This is a genomic window from Enterobacter cloacae complex sp. HYC074_NIDB (assembly GCF_056673345.1).
Genome location: NZ_CP114214.1, coordinates 2540937 through 2560060, shown reverse-complemented (window position 1 = coordinate 2560060; position 19124 = coordinate 2540937). Strand labels below are relative to the sequence as shown.

Genomic DNA, 19124 nt, shown 5'->3' with positions numbered 1-19124 from the left:
ACATGCCCGTCTGGCTGGACGCCATTCCCGAAAAAGCGCCGAAAGTTATGCGCCCCAATCCCCGGCGCTGGTTGCTGTTTCTGGCACTTATGCTGGTGACTGGTATCACGTTAACGTTCTGGCAATGGACCTCCGGTAGAAACGGATTCATTTTCTGGTTTACCGCGCTGGGGCTGCCATTTTGTTTATGGGGATTGCTCTTTTCCCTGCGGCGGTTTGCGTACAAAGCGGAACAGGTCGGGGCTGAATCCCGTAATGCTGAGCGGGAAGCGCTGATTCAGCAGGAAATCCGCCGTGGTCAGCGTTGCGGCTGGGTGCTGGGTTATCACATTCAGCACCCTGCAGGAAATAAGCCCGGAGCATTACTGCAGACGGCGAGCCATACTATGCCCATAGTGCAGTTCTCAACGCCGCGAGGCAGTAAAGTCGCTGTCAGATATGCAGCCCTGACAGGATTTCAGGTTGACCTGGAGGCAGAAATCATTGCCACCACCTCAACACTTGCCGCCCGGGTGCAGGATATTACCGCAACACTCCCGACGGATATTCCCTGCTGCCTGATGCTGGACTGTGATGACGATATCAGGCAATGCGTTGAGTCACATCTCAAAAATGAACTTGCTGCCAAAACAGGGAGAAGTTTCAGGCTCCTGTCTGGCAAAGGTCTGTCGGCGTTTGATACCTGGCTGGACCAGCGCTGGGAAAACCCGGGCATTCTTGCCGCTGTGACATTCTCGGTACCAGCGTACCCCAGTCAGGGTGACGCCGATGCCATTACACTGGTGGTGCTCTGCAACCGAAAGGCTGCTGATTATCCTCACGCAGTGTGCCTGCACCGCCCGGAAAAAGGCAAAGAGCCCGCGCTGGTAAAAACGCTGAACCGGGCACTGCTTTGGTCCGACACAGACCCTGAATCACTGAAGGCTGCATGGCATACAGGACCAGCTCTTGCCAGCGGGAGCGGGTGGAACAAAGCTTGTGAAGATAACGGAGTGACATTCAGCCTGTCAGATGACAATCGCAGTATTGATTACGCTATGGGATATACCGGGCGAGCCGCTCCCTGGCTTGTCATTATTCTTGCTTCTGCCGCATGTCACGATAATGGCCCACAGGTCATCGCAGCCCAATCAGCAGCAGACGAAGAAGATGTCTGGGTAGCCGTCGTTAATAAAAAAGACGTTCGTAAGGAAAATCAAGGGAATGGCTAAGGTAAAAGTCAAAACGCTCATTGGCGCAACGGCTGGAGTTCTGTTTTTTTTGACAGCGACCGTCGCATTTCTGTTTTATGCGTTCCCGCAATGGCTGGCATCTGCCACCGGGCTGGGACCGTATGATGGACAGCGCATCCTGACATTTTGCGCATTGTTGAATGCAGCCATATTCCTGTTGGGATGGATGACAGAAAAAGCGTTCAGCTATGCGGGGAAAGCGGGTCTTTATCTTCACTGGGGAAATAGCCAACGGCAGGCCATGGCGCATTCAGCAGAGATCCCGTCTGCTGATGGTGATGGGCAGGTAGCCACTTACAGTGATGAACAGATGTCAGAACATCTGGAGATGCGCTATGGACGTCGCTGGCGGTCTAAGGTCCGGATCCTGCTTGTGCAGGGTAATACTGACGAGACGGAAAAAGCTGCGCCCGGACTTTGTCACGACATCTGGCAGGAAGGTGACGGTAATGTTCTGGTATATGGCGGCGATGCGCAGTCTCTTCCCGACGAGCACTTCCTGTCCCGGTTAAAACGCCTGCGTCCTGGCAAACCTGTGGATGGCATCATCCACGTAATGGATACCGCAGCGTTGCCAACCGATACAGAGCGCGATGCGTTTTTACGGTGCCGCCAGAAAGCCGATTATCTTCTGGGCTGGCAGGCTCCGGTCTGGCTATGGCTGATCGACAGGACAGCTACTTCCGGCGATCAGGCTGACCCTGTAGCGACCGGCGCGTTATTTGGCCCTGGCGTGACCTCGCAGGATGCGCTCAGCACGCTGGATACGCTGGTTCCGCATTTACGCCAGGTCGGGATGTCAGAGGTGCTGAACAACCCGCATCATAACTGGCTGCTGCAACTCTCGTCCCGCCTGCAGGGGGACCTGAAGGTAGGCCTGCACGCCCTGTTTGACGGGTTGATGCAGGGCTCTGCTGCTTATCGGCTCCGGGGAGCGATGTTCAGCCCTGAACTGGCCGTTGCCGGTTCAGTACCCAATACCCGGCTTGATACGCCCGGCTGGAAAGCCGTTATTGATGACTGCTCTACCATCCGCGCCAGAAAATTAACCTTCGACTGGCTTAAAGGGCTGTGTTTACTTGTGCTTGCCCTGATTGTCCTCTGGGGAGCCGGTACACTGCTGTCGCTTGCCGTCAACCGGGCGCAGATATACCAGGCTCAGAGTACCGCCCGTCTTGCCGCGGATACTGAAAGCCCGCTGACAGAGCGTCTGCGTAACCAGCTTGTGCTCCAGCAGGCGATTGCCCGACTGCAGAACCGGGAAGCAACCGGTGCGCCCTGGTACACCTGCTTTGGACTCAATCAGGACCACGACACGCTCGTGGCCCTGTGGCCGCTGTATGCCCGTAATAATGCGCTGTTGGTACGGGATGCCACAGCTGCGCACCTGAAACAGCAGCTTCAGGCTTTTGTTAATCTCCCTCCGGCCAGTGATGCCCGTACGCAGGGAACACAACGGGCTTACGATGTGCTGAAAAGTTATCTGATGCTGGCCCGACCGGACAAAGCCGAAGCAGGATGGCTGGCGAAGAATATGCTGAAGGCCTGGCCGAAACGGCAGGGTATGTCAGATGGCGCCTGGCAGGAAATGGCACCCAAACTGCTGGGCTTTTACGCTCAGAATCTTCCTTCACATCCGGAATGGAAAATTAAGCCTGATGCCGGACTTGTCACGACCGTGCGCCAGATCCTCCTTAAACAGATTGGCCAGCGTAATGCTGAATCCGGGCTGTACCAGGACATGCTGAAGCGCGTTGCCAGCAACTGGCCTGATTTAACGCTTGCCGATATGACCGGCGACACGGATGCCTCCACCGTCTTCAGTACAGAAGAAGTGGTGCCGGGCATGTTTACCCGCCAGGCCTGGGAAGAACAGGTGCAGGATGCAATTGATGAGGTGGTTAAAACCCGCCGCGATGAAATCGACTGGGTGCTGACGGATAAAACTCACCAGCCCGGAAGCGATATTTCGCCGGAAGCGCTGAAGTCCAGACTGACCGAACGTTACTTTACCGATTTCGGCAATGCCTGGCTGAATATGGTCAACAGCATCCAGTGGCACGAAGCGGCCTCGCTCTCTGACGCGATCGCCCAGCTCAATCTGATCGGTGACGTGCGCCAGTCACCACTGGTGGCGCTGATGAATACCCTGGCATGGCAGGGAAAAACCGGCGAGAAGGGGGAAGCGCTGGCGGATTCGATAGTGGATTCGGCGAAAAAGCTGGTTGGCCGGAAAAAGAACGTGAAGCAGTTTATCGAACAGGCGCAGGGACCGCGCGGTCCGCTGGACGATGTGTTTGGTCCGCTGACGGGATTCATGGAGGGAAAAGAGGGAACCGGACGTAACGGTAACCTGAGTTTTCAGTCCTGGCTTGCCCGTGTTACCCAGGTACGCCTGAAACTCCAGCAGGTCACCAGCGCGCCGGATCCACAGGCAATGTCTCAAATGCTGGCTCAGACCGTGTTCCAGGGCAAGGCTATTGATCTGACCGACACGCGTGACTACAGCAGTCTGGTGGCGGCGAGTCTGGGCCAGGAGTGGAGCGGGTTCGGCCAGTCACTGTTTGTTCAGCCGCTGGATCTGGCCTGGCGGCAGGTGCTGACCCCAGCAGCAGAAAGCCTCAATACCCGCTGGCAGACGACCATTGTCGATCAGTGGAATAAAGCGTTTGCCGGCCGCTATCCGTTTAAAGCTACCGGCAGTGATGCCTCCTTACCGCTGCTGGCTCAGTTCCTGCGCGGCGATTCAGGTCGCATCGCCACGTTCCTGAAAACCAGCCTTGGCGGCATTCTCCACCAGGAGGGGAACCGTTGGGTGGTGGATCCTTCTGCAAGCCAGGGAATGGAAGTGAGCCCGGATTTCCTGCGGGCAATTAACCAGCTGGCCGAACTGTCGGATATCGTTTTTGCCCAGGGCGATGCGGGCGTTCACTTCGAATTAATGGCGCGTCCTTCCCGTGATGTGGCCCGTATGCAACTGACGCTTGATGAGCAGAACCTGGACTTCTTTAACCAGATGGAAAGCTGGCAGAGCTTTACCTGGCCGGGAAACACGTATTACCCGGGTGTCAGCCTTCGCTGGCGCAGCGTGAACAGCGGGATGCAGCTCTACACCAGCAACCAGGGGAACTGGGGATTCATCCGGCTGCTGGATAAGGCATTAATTACACCTCTTGATGCAAGCCGCACACAGCTGGTCTGGATCACCCCCGACGGTAATCCGCTGAAGTTTGTTATGCGCAGTGAGCTGGGTGACGGTCCGCTTGCCCTGCTGAAGCTCCAGGGATTTATGCTGCCTGAAACCATCTTTACGGTTGTGGCCAGCGCTGAAGATGTCGAATAAAGACAAGACAAGGAAAAACATGAGTTCACCGGAAGCCCTGTTATCGGCATGCACCACTAACCACGAAGCGCAGTTGCGCCTTACTGAAAGCGCCTCCGGCACCCTGTCCCTCTGGGAGAACTGGTTAAAACCGATCCGCCCTGGGGAGGAAACGGGTGACGATCCGGCCTGTGACGATGATTTCCAACTGATGCGTGAAGAAATCAACAAACTTTCGGGCACCGATCCGGAGTTGCTCTGCACGCTGGCGGAAAAAATACTGTGTGAATGCGCCAAAGATATCCGTGTTGTTACCTGGTATACCCAGGCCCGGCTGAGCCGTGACGGCGAGAAAGGCCTGGCGGAAGGGATACTGCTGCTGGTCGCGATGTTGTCCCGCTATGGCAGACACTGTCATCCGCTGCGCCCGAATGCCCGGAAAGCCGCGCTGGAGTGGCTCAACAGTACAAAAGTACTTGATACGCTCTCGCGCTGGCCGGAAGTCGAACGGGATGATGCCGGCCTGACGGCCGGAGCGGTCACTCTGCTGAGTAAGGTGGTCTCAGACTGGCCTGAAAATGAAAAACCCGCATTCGCTGGCCTTTGTAGCGCGCTGGAAAACCGTCTGGCGCGTTCTGGCGGGGTGACAGCGCTAATCCCCCAGAACAGCAGCACTCAGGATACCGGGCATGACGCTGTCTTTTCTCCGTCGCCACTGCTGACGGACGTGAAGTCGGGGCGCGATTTGCTGGATCAGGCAAAGGTACTCTCCCGCTGGCTCGGAGAACAACCCCAGGGGTGGCTGGCCTCTCACCGGCTGATGAAAACCGTTCGCTGGGATACCGTCGATCAAATTCCACCGTTGGACAGCAGTGGTCGTACCCGGCTGATTCCGCCTAAACCAGAGTACCGGGCGCAGCTGAAGCGTCTGTACCTGCAAAAAAGCTGGGCTGAGCTGGTGGAGCAGGCCGGCCAGATGTACTGCGAAGGGGTGAATCATTTCTGGCTCGATCTCCAGTGGTACCTCTGGCAGGGACTCAGCCATGCGGGACAGCCCTGGGAGAACCTGGCGGAGTCAGTCTTGCTGGATCTTCGGTTCCTCCTCAGGCGTCTGCCCGGGCTTGAAAGCCAGGCCTGGAATGACGGTACCCCGTTTGCCGATGAGGTGACAACGGGATGGATTGCGGAAAAGGTGAATGAGGAAGGGCTGTCATTCGGTAGCGAGCCGGTCACGACGGCAACCGGATACGGGGACGAGGTGCTGTCACTTGAGGCCGAGGCGATGGAGAAGGGTGACAGTGAGGGGCCCGAAGCGGCTCTGACGTGGCTCCAGACCCGCCCCGGACTGGACTCTCCGCGAAATCGCTGGCTGATACGCCTGCTGATGGCCCGTGTTGCGGAACAATACGGGCGTAACGACATGGCGCTTCATCTGTTGGCCGAGCTGACATCCGGTGCGGCGCAGTTGACGATGGGGGACTGGGAGCCGGGCCTGATGTTCGAAGTTCAGGCCCGCCGTCTGAAACTGTTGCGCATGAAAGCCGGTCGCAGCGAGTCCGATAAAATCCGGCTGATGCCTGAGATGGATGCCCTGCTGGCGGGGCTGATTACCATCGATCCTGCCCGTGCCATGGTGCTGTGTGGCTGAATTTTGTCTGTTAACTATCAGGAATACCGAGCATGGATGATTTAACCCTGCGCTATTTTGAAGCCGAAATGCGCTATCTGCGCGAGGCAGGAAAAGAATTTGCCCGGGCACATCCGGACCGGGCGGCAATGCTCAATCTCGATAAGCCCGGAGCCCGGGACCCGTATGTGGAACGCCTGTTTGAAGGCTTTGCCTTCCTGATGGGCCGTCTGCGAGAAAAGCTGGATGATGATCTGCCGGAACTGACTGAAGGACTGGTGAGTCTGCTGTGGCCGCACTATATGCGGACTATCCCGTCGCTGGCCATCGTTGAGTTTTCGCCTGACTGGCGTGGTCTGCGTCAGGCCGAAATGCTGGTTGAAGGCTTCTCCGTTCTGTCACGTCCTGTCGGGCCGCATAAAACCGCCTGTCAGTACCGGACGACCCGCGATGTGCCGCTACAACCGCTGCACCTTGCAGATGCCCGCCTGCATACTGAAAACGATGGACGCTCTGCTATCCGTCTGCGTTTCGAATGCCCTGAAAAAGTGGACTGGAGTAAAGCCGGGATCGACAAGGTCGCCATATTCCTTAACGCAGAGAGTCCTGTGAGTTCTGCGCTGCATCTGGCAATGACCCGGCGTGTACATGCCATGTATGCGCGTCATGCCGGGACGCATACTGAACGTCATCAGTTTGATGGCTGGTGCAAACCCATGGGCTTCGATGACAATGACGGCCTGTGGAAAAAAGCCGATACGGCCTTCAGTGGTTACCAGCTGCTGCTGGAGTATTTCAGCTTCCGTCCAAAGTTTATGTTTGTGGAGCTGCGCGGTCTCGACACTATCGGGCTCAATGCGGCCAGCACCTGGTTTGAAATCGACATTGTACTCAGTGAAGCCTGGTCATCCGATCTGCCCTTTGAGACGGAAGACTTCCGGCTGCACTGTGCGCCGGTTATCAACCTTTTTACCCTGGAAGCCGACCCGCTGACGCTAAATCCTCTGGAGAACGAATACCTGCTCAGGCCATTGCGTCTTCAGGATGGTCACACCGAGATTTACAGCGTCGATAATATTCACGGCGCGGTCAAGAATGGCAAACATCCTTATGTACCGTTCACCAGCTTCCGACACCGGGGCGGTATGATGCGCCACGATGCCCCTGAACGTTATTACCACACCCGCGTGAAACGCGGTCCCTCTGGCCTGTATGACACCTGGTTAATTCTCGGTGGCCGCTCGTTTGAACTGGAGCAGTTGTCCGAAAAACCGGAGTCACTCTCGATGCGAATAACCGGGACCAACGGTCAGCTTCCGCGTAAGGCACTGGAAAGTACTTTGCTGGACAGGGTGGTCAAATCCGGCAAGGTGCCCGTCAGGGTCCTCAACCTCACAGCACCGACGATGCCGCTGTACCCCCCTGCAAACGACCGCTTTCACTGGCGAGTGATGAGCCACCTCGGCTCAAACTTCCTCAGCATGATGGACAATCCTGAGGTCCTGCGGGGCACGCTGGCGCTGTACGACTGGACCGACGATGAAATGAACCGCCGTCGGCTTGAAGCAATCGTCGCCGTGAAGCACACTCTGATCCGCCGTTTTGAGAAGGGCTTTATGCTGCGGGGAGTGGACATTGAGGTCACGCTGAATATGGACAATTTTGCAGGCGAGGGCGATGTGAATCTCTTCGGCGAGATGCTGCACCGGTTCTTCGCGCTCTATGCCGATATTCACCTCTTTAACCAGCTCACGCTGGTACTGCAACCGACAGGGAAACGACTGAGATGGCGCGAGAATCACAGCCAGCACGTACCGGGCTGACGTTAGCTCTTGATAAAGACATCTGGCGGGTCAATTTCTATCGTTTCTGCCAGTTGCTGGAGCAGGAAAATCCGGACGCGCCAAAACTGGGCACCACCAGCCATCCGGGCAACGACCCGGTACGTTTCAGACCCTGGCCGGGAATGGGTTTCCCGGTCAGCACCCTGAAAGCGGTGGAGACCGACGAAGACCATCCGACATTGCCTCCAACGGTCCGCACGACATTTCTGGGGATGTATGGCGTGGACTCCCCTCTGCCGACGTCTTATCTGGATGACATTGCACAGCGCCGGGAAGGCTATGAGGCGGTCACCTCGTTTCTGGATATCTTCAGCCACCGCATCACCACGCAGTATTACCGGATCTGGCGAAAATACGCGTATCCGGCCACCTTTGAGGCGGGGGGGCGCGATGCCACATCGCAATGTCTGCTGGGTCTGGTGGGACTCGGTATACCGGGCACGGCTGATCAGGTGGCAACACCGGTTTCCCGTTTCCTGGCCTTGCTGGGTACCATGCGATTGCCCACCCGCAATGCTGAAGGCATCCAGGCTCTGGTGAGCCTGCTGGCACCGAATACCCGGGTATTTATCACCGAACCGGATCCGGTAAAGGTCCATATCGATAATCGCAGTGGGTTGGGTACCGGAAACCGCGTTCATCTTTCACAGCGGGCCACGCTGGGTAAAACGGGCAGGGAAGCCTGTAGCAGAGTGCTGGTGACACTGGCCACGGAAGATCCCGGCGAAGCCGAAGGCTGGTTACCCGGTGGCATCCTCCATACCGATTTGCTGGTCCTGATGCGCGTCTATCTTGGTTACCGCAGCAATGCCCGACTGCGCCTCACTGTACCCGTGTGGTTGTTGCCTGAGCCGCGCCTTGGCAAAGGCAGGCGTATTCAGCTCGGGCGTACCGGCCTGCTCGGACTGAAGGACGGCAGACTCAGCGATAACCGGGAAACACTGACCGTCAGTCTGGGCTGCTATGAAGGACTCCGGTGTTCAGTGTTCCCTCCCGCTGAAGACGGGCATTACCGCTTCGACTAAATACGTATTCACATTCTCAATAAAGGAACTTTTGAATGGCAACAGTAACCCGCTGGTGGGCGCTGACGCTTATTGCCTGTGGTCTGCTCACAGGCTGCGGTCTGACACAGACCGTCACGGACGGTACGGTTAGCATCACGAAATCCATCTTCTACAAGAAAATTAAAACGCTGCATTTGGATTTTACCCCGCGCACGGCCATAAATGCCGATGGCGCACAGACGCCGCTGGCGACGATGGTGCGGGTCTACCAGCTTAAAGACCGTAAGAATATTGATGCAGCAGACTACCAGACGCTACTGCGTAAGGCCGATACGGTCCTGAAAGAGGACGAGCTGGCGTCAAAATAGCTGCTGGTGATGCCCGGGGGCAGCGTGACGCTTAATATGCCCATGGATGAAGACGCTGAGTTCGTGGCGGTGGTGGGGCTGTTTAACCGTCCCGACATGCAGGACAACCGCTGGCGGCTGGTACTGACCCGTGACGACCTCGACCCGGACAAACCCCGTAAGATTGAACTGGGTGATGGCTGGCTCAGCCTCGTTCCGGTAAAGGAGTGATGTAATGGATAACTGGCTGGCGCTTTTTGACGGACAGACGCGTTATTTTCTGGATATTAATGACAGTACCGTGACGGCGGATGTTTTGCGCTTTCGCGGCAGGGAAGCCCTGAGCGAGCCCTTCCGGTGGGACATCGAGTTCACCTCCGGGCAGGCGAATATTCCCCCGGAACAGGTGCTGATGAAATATGCCTCCTTCCGGATGCTGAGCGGTAAAAATGTGCACGGCATAGTGACCCGTCTTGAATGGCTGTCCACATCAAAAGACCAGTCTCACTACCGGCTCACGCTCAGTTCCCGGCTGGCGCTGCTGGGATACACCCGGCAGTGCGCCGTATTTCAGAACCAGTCCGTGCCGGAGGTGGTGGAGCAGGTTCTGCGCAGACACGGGCTGGAGGGGCCTGATTTTGAATTCCGGCTGGAGCGCAGCTACCCGCCGCGTGAAATTATTACCCAGTGGCGGGAGACGGATTTGCAGTTCATTCAGCGCATTCTGTCTGAGGTGGGGATTTACTGGCGTACGGAGATGGATGATGTGTGCGGTCTGGATACGTACATTTTTGCCGACAGCCAGCTTAACTACCGGTTTGACGTGCGCCTGCCGTACCGCGAACCATCGGGTCTGTTTGACGGTGCGGCAGAATCGGTCTGGGATGTGCGGACCTGGCACAGGATTGTCACCGGCACCGTCGCCACGCGGGATTACAACTACCGGACAGCCACCACGCCGATGGATGCGACGGTCAGCGTACGCAGTGATGCGGTGACGACGGGCGAGCACTACCGCTACGCCGCGCCGTACCGGGAAGCAGGCGACGACAGCGACCCGGAGCCGGAAACCGAATCCGGCGCATTTTATGCCCGGCTTCATCACGAGCGGGAACTCAATAAATCAGTCCGTATCCACCTGTTCAGCAACGCCTCCGTACTGTCACCTGGTCAGGTGCTGGAGCCGCAGGGCGATGTCATTGCTGCCCTGAAAGAGGGGGTCATCCTCACGCTGGTGACCTTCCGGGGCGCCCGTGATTCCCGCCTGCACGTGTCGGTCTGGGGCATGCCCTACACCGAACGGTACTGTTTCCGCCCGAGGGAAGTTTCGCGCCCGGAAATCCACGGTACCCTGCCCGCCCGCATTGAGAGCCGGGAAAAGAACGATATCTACGCCCACCTGGACGACCAGGGCCGCTACCGCGTCAGGCTGGACTTTGACCGGAACGATGCGGAACAGGGATTCGCATACCTGTGGCTGCGGATGGCGAAGCCGTATGCCGGAGAGACGTACGGCTGGCATACGCCGCTCACCGACGGGACCGAAGTGTCGATAGCGTACAGCAACGGCGACATCGACCTGCCGTATATCTCTCACGCCCTGCACGACTCCAGACACCCCGACCCCGTGACCCGCGACAACCACACCCGCAACGTGCTGCGCACTCCGGCGAACAACAAGCTGCGGATGGAGGATAAGCGCGGGGAGGAGCATGTCAAACTCGCCACGGAATACGGCAAAACGCAGCTGAACAGCGGGCATCTGGTGGACGCGCAGGAGCAGCCCCGGGGCAAAGGATTTGAACTCCGGACCGATGAACACGGCGTCATTCGCGTCGCAAAGGGGCTGTTTGTCACTGCGGACGGGCAGCAGAAGGCCGCAGGCGGGGTGCTGGACATGAGCACGGCACTCAGGGAAATCGACGTCTGCCTGCGACAGCTTCAGCAGCTGGAGATGGCGGCAGAGCAGGCGCAGGCGCTGAAGGCGGATATCGACAGCCAGATACAGATGTTTGAGCAGCGCCTGAAGCCGCTGAATGAAACCCTGCTGTTCTCTGCCCCGGAAGGGGTTGCCGTGACCAGCGGGGAGCACATGCAGATGACAGCGGCAAAAAACGTCGCCGTTAACGCCGGAGGGGATATCAGTGCCGGTGTCATGGGCAACATGACGGCGCTGTCGGGGGAAAAGCTCGGGCTGTTTGCCAGAACGGGCCAGCTGAGCCTGAAAGCCAGTGAAGGCCCGGTTGAGATGCAGGCGCAGAACGGGAGAATGCAGCTGTTCGCGGAAAAGAAGCTCACCCTGTCGTCCGCGAGCGACATCACGTTTGCGGGGAAAAAGCGCATCACGCTCATCGGGGGCGGGAGTTATCTGCGGCTGGAGGCGGGGAAAATCGAGTACGGCACGACGGCGACCTACCTGCGCCGGGTTAAAAGGACGATGGTGGCGGGAAGTAATGCTCAGTCTCCAGAACTCCCATTCTTACCTGGGCCAGGAGATGTTTTCCGTAGGAGTTTTATTCTTGTAGATAATAGAACCCAAGAGCCAATATCAAATATTGGATATGAATTGACCTCACCTACAGGCTCGGTCGTTAAAGGGACTACATGCAAGAAGGGCTTCACAAGTTTCGTTAGTCATCCCGATGAGGCTGAAGTGGAATTAAATGTTCTAGAACAAGATTCATTATTTATAGGGTGATTTTGTGGCGAATGTAAAAATTAAATCAAAGTTAACAAATGAAAGTGAAAGTAAACAAACAGTCCCGGTCAAAATCTTCAAAATAACTGACATCCCGGATGTGATGGAGAAAAAAGGTTGGTCAGTGTCAGCACGTTTCATGCGAAAATGGTTCAATGATCCATATTACGAAATGTCACGTGAAGAGAAGCTAAATAAAGTTGATGTGAATACTGTGGACAAAAGTCACATCATTGAAGATTTGGACTTTGACTGGTTACTAACGTCTTCGTTACGAATCAAGCCAATTTACGATGTTTTTGTGGGGCAAGTATCGAATGTCATTGAGTATAATGACTATTTGGGGCGAAAAAAACAAATCTCACAACAGTTGTCTAATGGCCTTTGTTATATCATTAACAGATTGGATGAATTAGGTCTTTTTATTGATAATGAAATAAAGGACTGTTATTTAAATAATGGCAATCTGTCAGCAATAGAGCTTGATAAAACAAGTCAATTTAACTTTATAAAAATTGGTAGTACATTGTGGGAAAAAGCAACAGATACCCTGGATGATGTGTATGGTGCTCTTGGTTCTTTCATAATCAAAATTGCGTTTACAGAACTTAATGTCACGAAAGATACTGATGGTTTTATGAGGTTAGAAATTAAAGAGCTTGGATTGTACGTTAGGGATACCTACGAGTTTATGAATGATGGTGATGATCAACCGTTAGGCTATTGGGGAGAGAATGGTGTCATCAAACCAGGGATTATAAGTGAACTATTGAAAAAAGAATATATTGATGAAGGTGACTGTAGATACTTTAGAGTTACTAACTCATCTTTTGTGAGATACCGGGAAAAATATAAGGGCGAAAATAAAACTGGAGATTTTTTCGTATACTCGACGGTGAAAAAAATCCCTACGAACATTATCATTCATTTGAATAAGGTAGATATGGAGGAATATATTTACTGGAAAGAGGTGAATATAAATGCATAGCTTTATAAAAAAAACGTGCTGCTTCATGTTGATATCAGTTTTCTTCTTTTGCGTTTTGCTAATGGTGATTAAGACCATGGCTTATCAAAACGCAATCAAGAATGATACTATATGGAGTCGAGATAATAAATGCGAACTGACTACTTATATTCCTGACTATCGACCATATGGTGGTATCGGGAGAGTGTTACGGTTGTTTTCCAACCAATCTTTTTTTGTTGTATATGATTCCAATGGGAATAAAATAAAAAGCTCTGCATGGCACTTTTGGCAAGCTCAGTTCTCTGATTCGGTTGCACCAGAATGGCACGGGCAATATGCAATGTATCCAACAAGTGAAGGGTGGGCTGGATGGAAAATTCCAGAGTGTGCTTAACGTTTAAAATGCCAATCCCCTCCGCCCCCTTGGTCAGAATTGACCTGGAAACGCGATTAAGGCAATGAAATAGGATGGGCTATAGCGACTTATTACCATAAGTACGGTAAGGATCATATCAGTATCCGGTCATACTAATCGCTGATACGGATGAATATAAACTCTTAACAAATGGGTGAATACTGAAAGGTTGCTCTGGCGGCCAGTGTAATGACAAAGACAGGTAAGACCAGGACTCACTACACCTGAATCAGTCACTGGGCTTAAAGCCGCAAAGGAAATAAGGGGGGAGTCAGCGAATTACATTAGGGCTGGCAGCGTTATAGCTGCAAATAAGCCAGGAATGATGCTGAACCCTACCCGTCAATGTCTAAACAATGGATGCTTTGCAAACGGAATGTGTTCATATAATGACTGATGCCACAGGGACACAACACGCCATCGCTTTATGAAATGCTGAGCGGTAATTTCTCAGGAGGCCTGAGCCTCAACCAGGTCAGCGAACAGAATCAGGTGATTTTATCGGTACTCGATAATATGCAGCGGGTACTCAACTGCCGCGCCGGTACGCTGGCTCACCTGCCGGACTACGGCCTGCCGGATATGACAAAAATCCTCCAGGGAATGCCCGGGACCGCCCACCAGCTGATCACCACACTGTCGGCTGTGTTGCTGAAATACGAGCCGCGCCTGAGCCGGATTAATGTGGTGATGCAGGAACAGATTCAGCCCGGTGAACTCCGCTACGCCATTGATGCGGAGCTGAAGGGGGTCGGGCTGGTGCGCTACGGCACGGAATTTATGCCCGAGGGCAGGGTATTAATCCGTCATCTGAAACAACAGCAATACCTCGATGCACGAGCCGCCATCTAGTTATTACTCAGGTTAAAACAGTTATGACAATAAATTCTGAACGCCAACTTAAAACCGGCGGGGATCCGCGCACGCTTGCGGATTACGCTGCCTTGCGCGACGAAATGAACAAGCTCACCCATCCGGCACGCCCGGATGTTAACTGGCAACATGCGGAAACGCTCTGTCTGTCACTGTTCGAGCACAACGGTGTGGAGCTACAAACGGCTGCCTGGTATACGCTCGCCCGCACGCATCTTGCCGGACTCTACGGCATGAATGAAGGGCTGGCGCTACTGGCTGCCCTGGTCGTCCGTCAGTGGGGTAGCCTCTGGCCACAGCCTGTTCATGCGCGAGTTGAAATCCTCAGCGCACTGAGCAAACGCCTGCAACAGGTGATGAGAACGCTGACGTTGACGTATGCCGATTTAGGGCAGCTTTATCAGGCTGAGGAGAATCTGAACGCTCTGAGTGACATGTTGCAGCGCCTCGAACTTAAGCATGCTGCTCAGCTTGATGCCCTGCGCTCGATGATGCAGAACGCAGCAGTGCGTCTGGAAAACAGCGAAAATACGGGCGTAAGTCTGCCGGGGAACGCGGTGGGGGCCGCGGAACTCCACCTCACAGAACCGACAGAGCGTTGTAAAAGGGTTTATGTGGTTCAGCCCGAGCCGTTGCTGAATAAAGAGCCTCCTGTATCCGTGAAGCAGTGGAAGCCATTTGCTGCGGGTATGTTGTCCATGCTGGTGGCTGCCAGTGTTGTCGCAGTGGGATGGCAGATGATGCATGCGCCAGATTCGGCGCAAATGCAGCTGGCCGCGTCCCTGGCTCCTATACCTGAAGGACTCTCTACAGCACAGTTGCAGGCGCTGCAACAAACGTCACCGCCACCTGAACCGGGGATCAGTAAGACACAGCAGATGTTAGCGCAGCTTTTACACCTGAAACCAGACTGGGCAGTAAGCTACGGCGACCGTCTGGTGCAGCAGGCGCTGACGCTGTGGCCTGAAGAGGCCAAACCCCTGGCGCAACAGTGGCACAAGCAGATTAGCGTTGCCGGACTTGCAGAATCAGATCTGAATGGCTGGCATCAGGGGATGACGCAGTTACAGCAGTTGACGAACAGGCTGAACGCACTGGATGAACAGAAGGGGAGGTATATGACGGTGAGTGAACTGAAATCAGCCGTGTTTGCCATGTCGCAGTCCTTCAGCCATACCGTTCCGCTTGAGGAGCAGCTTCGTCTGCTTTCCATTTTACCTGCCGGGCAACCCCTGTCAGCAGCGCAGCTAAACCAGACCGAACAGCATCTTCAGCAGTTGATTGCCAGCTATGCTCTGCTGAAGCACCAAAAAGAATAATGAGACTGGCGAAAAACACGGAGTTGACATGTCAGCAAGAGAGCGTTTTTTTAAGAAAGTGCAACAGAGTATCGGGGACAAACCGATCTATGTTAATACGGCTGAGGCCGAAGTCAGGGCGTTTTGTGAGCGGATGGAGGATCTTGCGCAGCAAATCATTACATGGTTTGAAGGTTCTGGTATTGAAATATTTTTATCTAAAAAACATATCACCGATTTAAGTACGGTTGGCTACAGCCTTAGTAGCGGTATATGTCGTTATGCTATTACGACGATCATTTTGCAAAATGGGGATCGCAGCGTCACCATTATGCCAAAACAGGTGATCAGGGGGTCGGAGAAGGGGTGTGTGACGATGAGTATTACTGTCCCCGATAGTCTGTCGGGGGCAAGGATATTCCATTTAAGCATGGCGCCTGAAGCAGGCTGGTATATTCGTCGCGGGCATCAAAGTGCAAAAGAGAATATCCTCATGACTGAGGACTGTTTTTTCCAGTCTATCGACTGTCTGGCCTGAACGTCAGCCACCCTAACGGAAGGGGCGTGCAATAACGTAGTTAATATATATTAACTACGTTAACTTATTAAGCACCACTAAACATCGGCACTCTACAGTATCTCTCCTTAAATATATAATTACCGTTATTGAAGGAGTATCAGTAACCAAACGACAAGCCAGATATTTACCGTAACACATGCTTTTTATCCGCCTTAAGTAAAACTGCACATATCAAACTGCAAAACAACAAACCAGCGACGAACGTGAGGACAAATTCGTATGGCAATGCTATAACCCTTAATGCCAACCAAAATATAATGTCCCAGGAAAACGTATGCTAAGAAATATTAGTGTCAGAACGTTCATTGTCTATTTCCTTTTATGTGTATTTTTGGTAAGTGATGGAGTTATAGCGCTATATTCACGGAATTCTTCGCTTTTTATTGCAGTCATAATTGTACAATTCATCGCCTTATTTTTACTCTGGGCGTACATGACAAAATATCTTGTGACGCCGATCAATACTGTGAAAAAAAGTATTGAAGAAGTGACGTCAGGCAAACTTGGCGTGTCGATACCTGAATTTGGCAACAACTGTGCGGGACGTCTGATCCCGGGGATTAATAGTCTCTCCAGCAACATTGCAACGCTGGTCCGTGAGATCCGCGCCTCCTCGCAAACCGCGATGACCCTGTCAGATCAACTCTCTTCACGCAGCGCGCAGCTTTCCGTCAAAACAGAACAGCAGTCAGCTTCGCTGGTGCAAACGGCAGCCAGCATGGAAGAGATGGCTGCAAGTACAAAAAATAATGCCGACAATACCCGTTTAGCCAGCGAACAGGCGAATCTCGCGACGTTGCAGGCGCGTAAAGGCGGAGAGTTAATGGGGCAGGTCGCGAACAATATGCAGTCGATTACCGACTGCGCCCAGCAAATGACAGAGATTATCTCGCTGATTGACGGTATCGCTTTTCAGACCAATATTCTGGCGCTTAACGCCGCCGTTGAAGCGGCAAGAGCGGGCGACCATGGTAAAGGGTTTTCTGTGGTCGCGGGCGAAGTGAGAAGCCTTGCGCATCGTAGCGCCGAAGCGGCAAAAAATATTAAGTCATTGATTGAAGTTACCAGCCATAACGTGACACAGGGCGTTAACGTGGTCTCTGAAGCCGAAAAAAATATGCATGATATTGTTACCGGTTCGGGCAATGTGAGCAGACTGATGGATGAAATATCCGCCTCAACATCAGAACAGGAAAAAGGTATTTCACAAATTACGCAGGCATTGTCTGAGCTTGAACGCGTAACGCAGAGCAACGTGTCGATGGTTGAAGAACTCAATGGATCGTCAGATGTGCTGCGCAATCAGGTGATTGAGCTCCAGACACGAACACGTAATTTCCGTCTGGAAAATGAGCTCCAGGCTGACAATGCGTTAAGAAGCCGCGAATGGGCGGTGAATTCCTGAGCGTATTCAGGACGATGCCTCACATAATTATTGCTTAACCCTCGGCGAAAGCTAGACTGACACCGAAAGAGATAAAACGGTGGAGGCGCTGTGGAGAGCATCAAAGGGTCTGAGGTTAACGTACCTGACGCAGTTTTTGCATGGGTGTTTGATGGACGTGGCGGCGCAAGGCCGCTTGAAGATCAGGATCATATCGACAACGAACATCCATGCTGGCTGCACCTCAACTACACGCACCCGGACAGCGCCGAGTGGCTCGCGTCCACGCCGCTATTGCCCAACAACGTTCGGGATGCGCTGGCGGGAGAAAGTCTCAGACCCCGCGTCAGCCGGATGGGTGAGGGGACGTTAATTACGCTGCGTTGTATAAACGGCAGTACGGATGAGCGTCCGGATCAGCTGGTGGCCATGCGTGTTTATATGGATGAACGGCTGATTGTTTCCACCCGCCAGCGAAAAGTGCTGGCGCTGGATGACGTCATTAACGATCTGAAAGAGGGCACGGGACCAACGGATTGCGGCAGCTGGCTGGTGGATGTGTGTGATGCGTTGACCGATCATGCCAGCGAGTTTATAGAAGAACTTCACGATAAAATCATCGATCTGGAAGATAACTTGCTCGATCAGCAAATCCCACCACGTGGTTTTCTGGCGTTGCTGCGTAAACAGCTCATCGTGATGCGCCGCTATATGACCCCCCAGCGCGACGTTTATGCGCGACTGGCCAGCGAACGCATGAGCTGGATGAACGACGATCAGCGCCGCAGAATGCAGGATATCGCTGACCGGCTCGGACGTGGTCTGGACGAGATTGACTCATGTATTGCCAGAACGGCAGTCATGGCGGATGAGATAGCCCAGGTAATGCAGGAGTCGTTAGCCAGGAGAACGTACACCATGTCGCTGATGGCGATGGTCTTTTTACCGAGTACCTTCCTGACGGGGTTGTTTGGCGTAAACCTAGGAGGGATCCCCGGCGGTGAATATCACTATGGCTTCACGACATTTTGCGTCATGTTAGTGGTTTTGATTGGCGGTGTTGCGTGGTGGTTGCATCGTAGTAAATGGCTGTAAATTTACGCTTTTCTGTGGCAGAGTCGGCTTCAAAACGACATTTTAATTGAGCGAAGTCAATAAACTCCGACCATGTTAGGTGCAATATTACTCCCGCAGGTGAATGCAACGTCAAGCGATGGGCGTTGCGCTCCATATTGTCTTACTTCCTTTTTTTGAATTACTGCATAGCACAATTGATTCGTACGACGCCGACTTCATAGTCGGCTTTTTTTTGCCTCCTGTTTATCTGCGTCTACCCTTTAGGGGTCAGCACCCTAATCTGGAGGAAAAGATGAGTATGCTACTTGCCCTGCAACGCCTGAACACCTGGCAGTCCGATCCGGTGCCCACCGATCCGACGCCGATACCCGATCCTGTCCCACGTCCGCAGCCGATGCCTGATCCACCGCCGGATGAAGAGCCGATTAAATTGTCGCATCGTTAGCGCAG

Annotated in this window: 14 protein-coding genes and 1 pseudogene; all 15 read left to right on the top strand. The window is 53.8% G+C overall.

Features of this window, described 5'->3' with window-relative positions:
* The first annotated feature begins 2 nt into the window (after window positions 1-2).
* The 15 genes and pseudogenes from O1724_RS12515 to ynaL all read left to right on the top strand — a co-directional run bounded on the left by O1724_RS12515 (window position 3) and on the right by ynaL (window position 19119).
* Window positions 3-1211, top strand: coding sequence for a membrane protein (locus tag O1724_RS12515; protein WP_045895798.1), 1209 nt, complete (start codon window positions 3-5; stop codon window positions 1209-1211).
* The gene (locus tag O1724_RS12510; RefSeq protein WP_479983881.1) at window positions 1204-4575 is read left to right on the top strand and encodes an ImcF-related family protein; all 3372 of its coding nucleotides are present in this window, start codon (window positions 1204-1206) and stop codon (window positions 4573-4575) included. The genes O1724_RS12515 and O1724_RS12510 overlap by 8 nt, the downstream gene beginning before the upstream one ends.
* A 19-nt stretch (window positions 4576-4594) precedes the next feature.
* Complete coding sequence (gene tssA, locus O1724_RS12505) at window positions 4595-6202, top strand: type VI secretion system protein TssA (RefSeq protein WP_126297466.1); 1608 nt, start codon at window positions 4595-4597, stop codon at window positions 6200-6202.
* A gap of 32 nt (window positions 6203-6234) precedes the next feature.
* On the top strand, window positions 6235-8004 hold the full coding sequence (tssF, locus tag O1724_RS12500; protein WP_045895803.1) for a type VI secretion system baseplate subunit TssF: 1770 nt from the start codon (window positions 6235-6237) through the stop codon (window positions 8002-8004).
* Window positions 7968-9050, top strand: coding sequence for a type VI secretion system baseplate subunit TssG (gene tssG / locus O1724_RS12495; protein ID WP_045895805.1), 1083 nt, complete (start codon window positions 7968-7970; stop codon window positions 9048-9050). The genes tssF and tssG overlap by 37 nt, the downstream gene beginning before the upstream one ends.
* Before the next feature lie 35 nt (window positions 9051-9085).
* A pseudogene (tssJ, locus tag O1724_RS12490) lies at window positions 9086-9610 on the top strand (type VI secretion system lipoprotein TssJ).
* A 4-nt stretch (window positions 9611-9614) separates the two neighbouring features.
* A complete protein-coding gene (locus tag O1724_RS12485; protein WP_126501558.1) occupies window positions 9615-12077 on the top strand; it encodes a type VI secretion system Vgr family protein in 2463 nt (820 codons plus the stop codon).
* 4 nt (window positions 12078-12081) lie between these two features.
* Window positions 12082-13065: a DUF6402 family protein gene (locus tag O1724_RS12480; RefSeq protein WP_126296835.1), complete on the top strand. Its 984-nt coding sequence runs from the start codon at window positions 12082-12084 to the stop codon at window positions 13063-13065.
* Between the two features lie 76 nt (window positions 13066-13141).
* Window positions 13142-13441 (top strand): hypothetical protein, encoded by a 300-nt coding sequence (locus O1724_RS12475; protein ID WP_223307880.1) that lies wholly within the window; start codon window positions 13142-13144, stop codon window positions 13439-13441.
* Window positions 13442-13858: 417 nt separating this feature from the next.
* Window positions 13859-14314, top strand: coding sequence for a type VI secretion system baseplate subunit TssE (gene tssE / locus O1724_RS12470; protein ID WP_045895854.1), 456 nt, complete (start codon window positions 13859-13861; stop codon window positions 14312-14314).
* A gap of 23 nt (window positions 14315-14337) precedes the next feature.
* Entirely contained in the window at window positions 14338-15654 is a 1317-nt protein-coding gene (locus O1724_RS12465) for a VasL domain-containing protein (RefSeq protein ID WP_126296834.1), read from the top strand.
* Between the two features lie 28 nt (window positions 15655-15682).
* A complete protein-coding gene (locus tag O1724_RS12460; RefSeq protein ID WP_126296833.1) occupies window positions 15683-16171 on the top strand; it encodes a hypothetical protein in 489 nt (162 codons plus the stop codon).
* A 316-nt stretch (window positions 16172-16487) separates the two neighbouring features.
* Window positions 16488-17618 (top strand): methyl-accepting chemotaxis protein, encoded by a 1131-nt coding sequence (locus tag O1724_RS12455; RefSeq protein ID WP_126296832.1) that lies wholly within the window; start codon window positions 16488-16490, stop codon window positions 17616-17618.
* A 90-nt stretch (window positions 17619-17708) separates the two neighbouring features.
* Window positions 17709-18692: a zinc transporter ZntB gene (gene zntB / locus O1724_RS12450; RefSeq protein ID WP_023314230.1), complete on the top strand. Its 984-nt coding sequence runs from the start codon at window positions 17709-17711 to the stop codon at window positions 18690-18692.
* Between the two features lie 274 nt (window positions 18693-18966).
* On the top strand, window positions 18967-19119 hold the full coding sequence (ynaL, locus tag O1724_RS12445; RefSeq protein ID WP_015570430.1) for a proline-rich small protein YnaL: 153 nt from the start codon (window positions 18967-18969) through the stop codon (window positions 19117-19119).
* The last annotated feature ends 5 nt before the right edge of the window (window positions 19120-19124 follow it).